Genomic DNA, 3640 nt, shown 5'->3' on the forward strand with positions numbered 1-3640 from the left:
GGTTAGGCGGCCGGGCGGCGGTTGGCAGTTGGGGGTTGGCCGTTGGCGGTTCTGGCGTGGGCGGCCGGGCGGCGGTTGGCATTTGGCGGTCAGGGATTGGCGGTTGGGGCGTGGGCCGTCGGGCGGCGGTTGGCAGCTAGGGCCGGTGCCAAGGTGCTAGCGCCCCCGGCAACCACTACGCGCCCCTCCTCGCCCGTACCGCCACCCAGCAGCCCGGACCGGTCCATCACCCCGTACCGCCGCCCGGCAGCCCAGACCAGCCCGCCTCCCCACTCCTCCCGTAGCCAGCCAACCCACTGGCGCCGAGACCGTCAGGAGACGGCGGCGCGGCCGTCACCATCCGATGCCAAGCCGCCCGGTGGGTTGCGATGCGGCCGCATGGCACAAGGCAAGGAAGGTGACGCTGCGGAAGGTGGCCGAGGAGGCGGGCGTCCCCCGGCTACCCGCCCTCGGGGGAGGTTTCCGGGGCGAGGGCGGCGATCTGGGCTCGGGAGGTGAAGCCGAGTTTGGTGCGGATGTGTTCGACGTGGGCGTCCGCCGTGCGTTTGGAGATGACCAGGTGGTCGGCGATCTCCCGGTTGGTCAGGCCTTTGGTGATCAGTGCCGCCACCTCGCGTTCGCGGCGGGTGAGCTGGTCGAGGTGGGGGACGGAGGGAGCGGCGGTGGGCTGCTGCGGCCATCCGGCGGGCTGCGCGGAGGCGACCGGGGGCTGCCGCGGGGCCGGTTCGGGGAGCAGGTCGATGTCGTCGAGCGCGCTGGTCACCGCCTGCGTCAGGTCCAGCGCCCGGCCGCGGGCATGCTGCTCCGCGTACTGCTCCTCGGTCAGCGCGCGGCGCGCCGCCGCCACCGCGGCGCGGTGCTCGGCGTGCAGCACCTCCGCGTTGAGCCGGGCTCCGCCGATCTTCTCCCACAGCTCCGCCGCCGCCCCCAGCAGCCAGGCGGCCCGCTCTGAGCGGCCACTCGCCGCGGCGGACCACGCCAGCAGCTCCAGGGCGATCCCGGTGCCGAGCCGGTCGCCGACCGCGCGCTTGAGCTCCAGCACCCGGTGGCCCAGCCGGTCGCGTTCCTCCGCGCGGGACGTATCGCGCGCCATCCACAGCGCCAGCTGCCGGTAGAGCAGGCAGTAGCTGCGGATCCAGCACTCGCCCGGGGCGTCCCGCAGGGCGTCGAGCCCTTCGGTCGACACCTCCCACGCCCGCGCGACATCGCCGGTGACCGCCGCGCCGAAGGTCTGGATGAAGCAGGCGACACCCAGCGCGTCGCGGTCGCCGAGCGCGCGCAGCCGGCGCCGCGCCTCGTCCAGGTCGACGTGGGCCCGCTCGGCCTCGCCGCGGATCATCGTCAGGCAGCCACGGAACTGGATCGCGTGCGCCGTCCCCCGCTCGTCGCCGATCCGCTCGGCCATCGCCAGCGACGCCAGCACCTGCGGCTCGGCCTCGTCGTGCAGCCCCTGCACCATCAGGACCCAGGCGAGCCGGTGCAGCGCCTCGACCGCCTCGGGGCAGTCGTGCCGTACCCGCTCCAGACCGCGGCGCAGCCACTGGGCGCCCTCGCGCAGCCGCCCCGCCGTGATCCAGTGCGCCCACAGGTCGGCGGCCAGCGTGAGGCCGCGCAGCGCGGTGCCGGCCTCCTCGGCGGCCGGCCCGGTGCCGTACTCGAGGGCGAGCCGTAGGTTCGGCAGCTGCCGGTCGAGCGCGGTGAGCCGGCCGGCCTGCTCGTCGCCGCCGAAGGGGTCGACGGCCTGGCGTGCCAGGGCCGCGAAGTGGGCGAAGTGCCGTTCGCGGTACGTCTCTTCCTCCCCGTCGGCGGCCAGCCGCTCGGCTCCGTATTCGCGCAGCGTGTCCAGCAGCCGGTAGCGCGCGTGCTCCTCGTTGGTGCGCAGCACGACCGACTTGTCGACAAGGCCGATGAGGTGCTCCAGCACGTCCTCGGCGGACAGCGGCCCGCCGCCGCACACATCCTCGGCCGCCCGCACGTCGAAGTCCCCGGCGAACAGCGAGAGCCGCCGCCACAGCAACTGCTCCTGGACGGTGCACAGATCATGGCTCCAGTCGATCGCGGCCCGCAATGTCTGATGCCGGGGCAGGGCGGAGCGGCGGCCGCCGGTCAGCGCCTCGAAGCGGTGCTCGAGGCGGGCCGCCAGCTCCGTCAACGGCAGCACCCGCAGCCGTACGACGGCCAGCTCGATGGCGAGCGGCATGCCGTCGAGGCGGCGGCACACGGCGAGCATCTCGGCGCGGTTCCGGTCGGTGAGGGTGAACCCGGGCACGGCGTCGGCGGCCCGCTCGACGAACAGCTGGACCGCCTCGTGGTCGGTGGGCAGCGGAGCGACGGGATAGGCGAGCTCGCCGGGGACATCGAGCGGCTGGCGGCTGGTGGCGAGCACCGTCACTCGCGGTGCCATCCGCAGCAGCAGGTCGGTCAGCATGGCGCACGCGTCCAGCAGGTGCTCGCACGTGTCGAGGATCAGCAGCAGCTGTTTACGCGCGAGATGGTCGACCAGCAGGCCGAGCTGGTCCCGGTCGCCCTGCTCGGCCAGCCCGAGAGCAGCGGCGACGGTGTGCGGCAGCAGCTCCGGGTCGTGCAGCCCGGTGAGCTCGACCAGGCGCACGCCGTTCGTGAAGCGGCGCCGCGCCGCGCCTGCGGCACGCACCGCCAGCCGGGTCTTGCCGACCCCGCCGGGACCGACGAGCGTGATCATCCGCTTTCTGCCCAGCAGGTCGCTCAGGTCCCCGAGTTCGCGGGTACGTCCCACGAATCCGGTCACTTCCGCCGGGAGTTCACCGGTGCGCTGACCGATATAGCTCGCATGCCTGGAACGCATCGACTGCCGCCCCTCCCTGCCTGACCTCAGGGTACCGTCCTGGACACGTTCCGTAAGTCCGGCGTCGGCCGTATCGCGTCTGCCCCCGCGGTCCGGTCCGGCGCCTCACCGCACCCCGCGGATCCGCGTCACCAGCAGCGCCCCGCCCAGGCCTACCACCGCAGCCACCCCGTACAGCGCCGGATACCCCCCGAGCTGGCTCACGATCGGCGCCGCCACCGCCGGAGCCGCCACCTGGGGCAGGGAGTTGGCGACATTGATCACTCCCAGGTCCTTGCCCCGGTCCGACGCCCTCGGCAGGACGTCCGCCATCAGCGCGAAGTCCACCGACGTGAAGACGCCGAAGCCGATCCCCAGCAGCACCGCCGCGCACACCGCCCCCGGCCACGTCTGCCACAGCGCCAGCAGACCCGTGGCGGCAGCCATCAGCACCCCCGCCCACAGCACGAAGGGCTTGCGCCGCCCCACCCGGTCCGACCAGATTCCGCCGACGAGCACCGTCCCCAGCAGGAAGACCCCGTTCACCGCCGTCAGGATCAGCACCCCGCTCTCGGGGTCATCGCGGTGCAGGCCGTCGCGCAGGAAGTAGAGCAGATAGAGCAGCACAATCGCGTTGCTGAGGTTGATCAGGAAGCGGGTCAGCCAGGCCCAGCCGAAGTCGGGATGGCGGCGCGGGGAGATCCAGAAGCCCGTGAGGAAGCCGCGCCAGGCGAACGGTGGCCGGGCGGCCGCAGGCAGCCGCTCCTCGCGGTGCGCCAGCACGTACGGCAGCGCCGCCAGCACCACGAAGACCGCGCACGCCGTATATCCCCACCC

General features: G+C 73.5%; 2 protein-coding genes. Both read right to left on the minus strand.

Translation table 11 applies throughout. The features are described from left to right. Positions 1–439: 439 nt before the first annotated feature. Positions 440–2824, minus strand: a complete 2385-nt coding sequence (locus tag G5C51_RS40620; RefSeq protein ID WP_165245759.1) for an ATP-binding protein — start codon at positions 2822–2824, stop codon at positions 440–442. Between the two features lie 105 nt (positions 2825–2929). Beyond that, positions 2930–3640 (minus strand): MFS transporter (locus G5C51_RS40625; protein ID WP_165245761.1); only part of this gene is annotated, 711 nt, incomplete at its 5' end.

This window comes from Streptomyces coryli (assembly GCF_011044975.1).
GTDB lineage: Bacteria > Actinomycetota > Actinomycetes > Streptomycetales > Streptomycetaceae > Streptomyces > Streptomyces coryli.

Coding starts and splice junctions, on each gene's coding strand:
- G5C51_RS40620 (WP_165245759.1), bottom strand. CDS start 2,824: ATGCGTTCCAGGCATGCGAGCTATATCGGTCAGCGCACCGGTGAACTC.